This is a genomic window from Oceanobacillus sp. J11TS1 (assembly GCF_018333215.1).
GTDB lineage: Bacteria > Bacillota > Bacilli > Bacillales > Amphibacillaceae > Oceanobacillus.
Window position 1 is genome coordinate 50,521 of the sequence record NZ_BORO01000025.1, and the last position, 7,567, is coordinate 58,087.

Here is a 7,567-nt window from a genome sequence, read left to right on the forward strand (position 1 = left end):
ATGTTATTCTTTAACCGACCCAATCAGCACACCTTTTACAAAGAAGCGCTGTAAAAAAGGATACACAATAAGTAATGGCAATGCAGAAACAATAATAACTGCATATTTTACAAGAGATGCTGTTTTAATTTGATCTGCGAAGGATTGTGCGCTTCCCGCAGCACTGGACGCGCTATCTGCACTAACCTCATTGAGAATGAGAATCTGCCGCAGTATCAGTTGCAGCGGGAATTTATCTTCGCTCCTCAAATAAATCAAGGCATTAAAATATTGATTCCATAATGCTACGCCATGAAATAGTGCCATAACTGCAATAATTGGCATGGATAATGGTAGAACAACTTTGATAAATAAATAGATATCACTTGCTCCATCAATTTTAGCTGCCTCAACGAGCTGATCCGGTATCGTCTGTTGGAAGAAAGTTCTCGCAACCAGGATAGACCAGGCACCAATCACGCCAGGAATAACCATCGCCCATATAGTATCGAGCATTTGCAAATTACGAACCACTAAATAAGTAGGGATTAACCCTCCATTGAATAACATAGTAAATAAAATAAACCAAAGCCAAACTCTCTTTCCCATTAATTCTTTACGGGATAAAGCATAAGATGCCGGCAGGAGTACAAACAAATGAATAGCCACGCCAACTGCTGTGTAAATGATTGTATTTTTATACCCTGTCCAAATAGCATCATTTTGAAAAACACGCCGGAAACCTTCAAGCGTCACATCCACCGGCCATAGCCACATCTTTCCGGTATTCACGGCATGGGGGTCACTAATCGACGCACTAATCACAAATATAAGTGGATAAATAATGATTAACGTCACGAGTAGCACGAACAGAAAATTGAGTCTATCAAAGGCTTTATCCGACACACTAAATTTCGACATAATGCATCTCCTTCCCTACCATAGGCTATTCTCGCTAACTTTTCGGGCAATTTGATTGACTGTAATTAATAGCACAATATTAATGGCTGATTCAAATAACCCAACGGCTGCCGCAAAACTATATTGCCCTTCCAAAATACCTGTTTGATACACAAAGGTTTGAATGACATCAGAAGTCTCGGAATTTAACGTATTTTGCATTAAAAGTACTTTTTCAAATCCTATTTGCATAAAATTACCAATATTAAGAATAAATAAGATAACAATTGTCGGCATAATACTCGGAATGTTAATACGCGTAATTCGTTGCATTCTTGTCGCACCATCTACTTTAGCAGCCTCATGTAATTCTGGATTAACTCCTGCAAGTGCAGCAAGATAAATAATCGTGCTCCAGCCTAAGGTCTGCCACTGGCCTGACCATACAAAGATATGGCGGAACCAATCTGGACTTGTTAAAAACGGAATCGCATCCAACCCGAACGCGCGCAATACATGGTTTACCAAACCTGTATTAGGATCCAGAAAAGCTACCAGCATACCAACCACTACTACAACAGAGATAAAATGAGGTGCATAGGTTAACGTTTGGGTCCATTTTTTAAATGCACCATTTCTAAGTTCATTAAACGCTAAAGCTAAAATAATTGGTAATGGAAACAGAACAAGCATATATAAGTTTAAGATAATTGTATTTTTGAGAAGTCTCCAAAAATAATAAGAGCTGAAGAAACGCTCAAAATGTTCAAACCCAACCCATTCACTTCCCCAAATACCAAGCGTCGCATAATAATCTTTAAAGGCAATCTGGACTCCGTACATCGGTATATAATGAAATATAAAAAAGTACAAAAAGACTGGCATCATAAAAAGGTAAAGCTGCCAATTACGCAGAAAATTCTTCTTGAATCTGGCTCTTCTACCATTTTGGATGAGTTGATCTTTTCCCATCTTTCCATTGCCCCCTTCGTCATATGGAATAGTCCTCTACTAAAGCATCGCAGTCATAGCGAGATTCAAAACTTTGTGCTATGTAATTAATTTCATTTTCATCATGGATCATATACTTGTTCCTTCACCCTAAAAATTTACTGCTCCCCTAATGTGTAAAAAAGGAGGCTGAGACAAAAATGTTTTTTATCCAGAAAATCCCAAACATTATTTGTACGAATATCATGCTTCGGAAATAAACTCCGCTTTTCGTGAGTCTAGGTATATTTCCTACGCTCTATTGGCATATTGTTTGGTTTCTAGATAATACATTTTCTTTTGTCCCAACCTCAATGGGTTAAAACAAGCGATTCTTTAGTTAGATTGATAACGGTCATATGCAGCTTGATAAACTTCTAATAACTCTTCCATTCCCATCTGCTCAATCGTTTGGATGTACGTATCCCAATTGTCTAAATCTTCATCACCTGTAATAAACTTGTCGCGCATTTCCTCTACATATTTATTTATATCTTCTCCTGTTGATTGAAGAATGCGGTTCTCTTCTTCTGTAAAGGTAAATCTCGGCCATACTTCATCAATTACTTGCGGTTCAATTTTTTCTGCCGCCTCCATAGACTGCGGTGCTGTTTCCCCGCCTTGGAAGTAATCTGCTTTGATAATTCCGCTGATGGAACCCAGCCATGTTAAATCTTGGGCAATTGCTTGTTCAAATGTCATATCACCTTCTGGATTCAAAATATGATCACTATAAACAGCTTCCCCATCTTCTATTTCAAATGTTTCTCCCTCTACGCCCATATAATAAAGTTCCGCGCCTTCTTCCCCATAAAAATGGTCCATCCAGCGGACTGTTGCAGCTGGGTTCGGATTTTCACTAGTTATCACCAGATTATCAGGAGTCCACACAGAAGAGGAAAGCTTATTGTAAGACTGATGTCCATCTGGTCCTTCTAATGCTGCTAAACTATTATATTGAGATCCGATTTCTTCCCCAAATAATTCAATTGGGTCATAGAAAATCATACTTCCATATAAATTATCTGAAGCATTTGCAAGGAATTGTCCCCATTCAATCGTGAAAATACTTTGATCAATTAATCCTTCTTCATAAAGCATATTAATATACTCCAGCATTTCTTTATATTCATCGGATGTTGCATAGTAACGCACCTTCGAATCATCATCCGGATCTAAATCCAAGTTTGTGTTGGAGGCACCATGATTCATTACGCCGAATGATCCAGACAGCCATTGAACAAGCTCTGCAATGTCTGTACCTCCATAAGGGATCGTATCTCCGTTTCCTGCTGGATCAAGTTCTTTAACGGCCTTTAAATATTCATAGAACTCTCCTGTTGTTTCGGGAATATCCATATCCAGTTCATTCAACCACGCTTCATTAATCCAAGGTCTTGCACTAAGTCGTAAAGAAAGAAAATCTTCTTCAATTAACGCTGGCATGGAATAAATATTGCCATCCGGGAAAGTGATTGCTTTTTCAATCGTTGGATCATTTTCCATTAGCTCTTTTAAGTTTGGTGCATACTCATCTATTAAATCATTCAACGCTAAAAAGGAACCTTGTGAACCATAACGTAATAAATCTGTATTTGTCAGCTGTGCAAGAAAGAATGCATCTGGCAAATCACCGCTTCCTAATGCCAAGTTTCTATTTTCCTCGAGTGCATCGGGACTAACCGTATTCCAATTCACTTTAATATTTGTTAAATCTCTGTACTCATTCCAAATTAAAATATCATTCCAATCGTTTCCTTCGTTTTGTGCAGGCTTGTTCGCAAAAAAGGTAAGTTCTAATTCTTCATCAACAATTGGAAAACCTGTCGCATTGACGTCATCGCCACCTGCTGCGTCTCCCTTATTATTTTCACCATCATTACCACCGCACGCGTATAAAACGCTTACAAAAATAAGTGTTGCCATTAAGAAACAAAATTTCTTCAACATAATGAACCCCCTTGTAAGTAGGAAAAATGTAAAACAAAATGCTTCTAACAGACTCACTTTCTTATTTTCCTTTCCCCCGACAACCACCCCTTCAAAAATAGTTATTCTAGATGTTAATTATTGCACTTATTCGGAATAGTATCACTATTTTTAATTAATGTCAACATAACATTATAATGACTATTATGATATTTATACGAATTTGTATTGCTATAAGGTCTTTATCGTTATTCATGTCTAAATACGGGTATACGTGCTATATAGCAATAATACATGCAGGAGAAGAGATAGAAAATGTATCATTGGTAATGGAATACTTCCCACCTATTTGTTTAATAACGGTTATGTTATTACTTTTTTGATTAGATACAAATAGCTGATGATGAATCGATTGGTTACTACAAAAATGTCTGGGCCATGCTCCTCCTGTGGGAATAGAAGTTTCATTTTCAAGCTTCCCATCTTCTTTCACATGAAAAATAGTCAATGAATCGGCTCCTCTATTGGAAGTAATTATTTTGCCACCTATATATTGTATTTCTGCACCGTAATTTTTCGCGACATCCACTGTATTGATTTGCTGTATCAATTGGATACATGCAAACTGCTCTGCATACCGATATACAAACACGCTTGATTGATATTCATTTACGACATACATGATGGATTGGTCCGGATGAAAAGCAATATGTCTCGGTCCCGCGTTATCAGGTGCAGGAATGGCTTGAACCGGAAGCAAACTTCTTTGTCTCGCGTTCCATTGATATATATAAATTTTACTTCCACCTATATCTGTCATAGCAATAAAAGAAGTACCCGGGATTTGTCGAACTGTGTGGATATGCGAATCGGCAGCATTTTCAGAAGGGACATCAATTCGTTCTACTTCTTCTTGAAAATCTCCGTTCTCCTTTAGAGCGTAGACGACAACACTGGGATTTGAATAATTACTAACAAATAAATACTTTCCACAAGCACTTGCCTCGGCATAACACGGTCCGCCATGTGTCCGCAACCGCGACCGTTCTTCCAACTGATGGTTTTTGTAGTCCAGCCTATAGCAAACCACTTCTCCATCCTCTACTTCACTAACGGCATAGACACGTTCTTTTGTTGGGTGCTTTGCTAAAAAGGATGGGTTGCTGATTCCATCCTTTTTCCCTAAACGATGCATGCTGCTGGATCCGGCATGTATTTTCAACCAATGAATACATGCCTTGCCATCCTCTCCATAACAGCCAATAAGCAATTCTGTATCCTGATTATTCATCTGGCATCCTCCTCAATAAATCGGCAATACATGAAAGAATACATTAGGGGAAGCCATCCGATAATAATAGCTGGACCACCCCAATCCGCTGGACTCCTCTACAGCTGGAGAGAAATATAATCTCTCTTGTTCGAGTTCATCAATTGCTTCAATATTTCCCTGTAAAAAATCATCAATTCGCCTGCAGGCTGTGTCTAAACGCTGTAATAATCCTCCATAACGAATGTCTAGCACTTCCCAACCAAAAGGTTTGTTTAAGGACAGCCATTGATTTCGGTGAGCAGATTGTAATGCCCTCACACGTTCTATAACCTCAGGTATAACCTGTTGGGAAATATGTTGCAATTTTTCTTTATCCGCCGCATCATAGGCTGATTTCAATTCGACACCTAACTTCGCTTTCTTTGCAAGGACATGACAAAGTTTTTCCGGCACATCAAAAAAGCGATATGGAGTTTGCTGATTATACTGATGGATCTCCTCCGCCAGTCTTTCATAAAATGTTCCAACATCATATTTTTCGATATGCTTATCAAATAATCCAAGCAGTACATCTTGCCATAGTAAGAATTTTGATGGGTTTGTCTGTCGTAAATTCCCCTCCTCTACACCTGGTGGCTGATCCATTTTATTCAATGCAAGCAGCGCATCTGGATCAACGCCTGTACAAAAGAGCGCGCGCTTTTTGACGTGGTTCGTATCTATTTCCCTATGATAAGCGTGTTCTGCATAGAATTGTAATCCATAGAGTGCATTATATACATTGTTTTCAAAACCATCATCCCCCCAAAGCGTCACAAACACATCCTCAATCCCCTCCTGTTTACAAGCTGTAAGCGCCGGCTCACTGGCAGCCAAGGAAATTTGATAGTTCGGGGCAAATGTATTCCACACCCACACGCCGCCCGCGAATGCTGGCGTACTGCCAAACCGTTTTAATTGCTGCAACATACGTTCATAATGTTCCTGGTCTACTTGTGCATATTGCCAATACATATATTGCACATTCTCTGGCAACTGATTGACAATATAGTCTGGTAAGTCTGTTGTTTTGTCGTAGCTATCCCCCGTTGTAGAAGCGAGTTTTAAAAACATATCACTCCACATAACAGCGTGTAAGTTGTATTTATCAGTTATTTCAACGATTTTATCTAGGTGCACTTTCATTAAGTCAAAACGGTCTTTATAACCATGCATATTTAAAAATCGGCCGCGCCCTACTTCTTCCGCCTCATCCATGCCGATATGGATGCGATTGCTCCTGAAAGGTTTTGTCGCCGCGTAAATCATGCGATCCAATAAATCATACGTAGCATCACTCTCTAATAATAGAGCCCCACGTGTATCCTTATATTTGTAGGCAGCATCCCATTTTAGAAATTCCTCTAAATGTGCCAAAGTCTGGATACAAGGAATCAGCTCGATACCAAATTGATTTGCATAATCATCCAATTCCCGCAGCTCTTGCTCACTATATCGCCCGCGCATATAGCCAAAATAAGGCTCCCCCTCCACTTCATACGTATCCTCCATATACAGCATTGCAGCATTGTGTCCCATAATAGCTAATTTTCGGATGAAATCTTTTAGAGTGGATAACTTCATGGTCATATTCCGCGACAAATCAAACATTGGTCCAATACTGGAAAACTGCATCGTCTCTTGAATATTTACCTGCCTATCCCCTTTTTCTAAGCTTTCTAAAATCAAGCCAAGCGCTCTGAAAAAATGGCATGGCTGCTGATACGTAATCGTTCCGGCACCCTCCTCTAACTCTACTGTCAATCCTTTGATCTGATCATTTTGCTTGCCCGTTAGCACAATCTCCCCTTTATCTGCGAGGGTAAATCCATAAGCATCTTGCAATTCTGTAATCCCTGCATGGACAAGCTCCACATCCCCTTTAAATGAAATATTCAAATGACATCACCCCTTCATTTATATGCTGCCCGGCTTTAATTCATAACGTTATAATGTATTACCCTGTAAAAAAAGCCCTTCCAAAAGAGCAGCACATAAAATATTTTTATAATCTTGAAATCCCTTTCAAATACATGATTTCGACTTTTATTTGTAATATCCTTCTTTTTCTATGAAAATTATTTTATAGTGGGGGATCTATTTGGGGAGTTGATTTGACTTTTTCGGAGCGTGTTCAGCCTGGGTTGGAGCGCATTTCACTTTTTTCGAGCGACCTCAATCTAGGTTGGAGCGCATTTCACTTTTTTCGAGCGGCCTCAATCTGGGTTGGAGCGCATTTCACTTTTTTCGAGCGCCTCAGACTAGTTTGGAGCGCATTTCACTTTTTTCGAGCGGCCTCAATCTGGGTTCGAGCGCGTTTCACTTTTTTCGGGTACTGTCAATAAGTATGTGTAAATTCCCAGGAAGTGCACCGGTTTTACATGGAGTAGTGGGCATGGTAGCCTTGGTGGTAAGGCCAACGCTTTTTTCCATAGTTGGGTCTTGGCCTATGAACCA

General features: G+C 39.4%; 5 protein-coding genes. All 5 read right to left on the minus strand.

All coding sequences use genetic code 11. The annotated features are described in order from the left end of the window. Nucleotides 1-3 precede the first annotated feature (3 nt). A complete protein-coding gene (locus KI343_RS16000; RefSeq protein ID WP_212927431.1) occupies nt 4-900 on the minus strand; it encodes a carbohydrate ABC transporter permease in 897 nt (298 codons plus the stop codon). A gap of 15 nt (nt 901-915) precedes the next feature. After that, complete coding sequence (locus KI343_RS16005) at nt 916-1,851, minus strand: ABC transporter permease (protein WP_212927432.1); 936 nt, start codon at nt 1,849-1,851, stop codon at nt 916-918. A 354-nt stretch (nt 1,852-2,205) separates the two neighbouring features. Then, nucleotides 2,206-3,819, minus strand: a complete 1,614-nt coding sequence (locus KI343_RS16010) for an extracellular solute-binding protein (RefSeq protein WP_244857035.1) — start codon at nt 3,817-3,819, stop codon at nt 2,206-2,208. Nucleotides 3,820-4,075: 256 nt separating this feature from the next. After that, the gene (locus tag KI343_RS16015; RefSeq protein WP_212927433.1) at nt 4,076-5,089 is read right to left on the minus strand and encodes a lactonase family protein; all 1,014 of its coding nucleotides are present in this window, start codon (nt 5,087-5,089) and stop codon (nt 4,076-4,078) included. Between the two features lie 12 nt (nt 5,090-5,101). Further along, complete coding sequence (locus KI343_RS16020) at nt 5,102-7,009, minus strand: family 20 glycosylhydrolase (protein ID WP_212927434.1); 1,908 nt, start codon at nt 7,007-7,009, stop codon at nt 5,102-5,104. Nucleotides 7,010-7,567 lie beyond the last annotated feature (558 nt).

Excerpts from the sequence above, each read along its gene's own strand:
- KI343_RS16010 (WP_244857035.1), bottom strand. The coding sequence starts at position 3,819 with ATGTTGAAGAAATTTTGTTTCTTAATGGCAACACTTATTTTTGTAAGC.
- KI343_RS16015 (WP_212927433.1), bottom strand. The coding sequence starts at position 5,089 with ATGAATAATCAGGATACAGAATTGCTTATTGGCTGTTATGGAGAGGAT.
- KI343_RS16000 (WP_212927431.1), bottom strand. The coding sequence starts at position 900 with ATGTCGAAATTTAGTGTGTCGGATAAAGCCTTTGATAGACTCAATTTT.
- KI343_RS16005 (WP_212927432.1), bottom strand. The coding sequence starts at position 1,851 with ATGGGAAAAGATCAACTCATCCAAAATGGTAGAAGAGCCAGATTCAAG.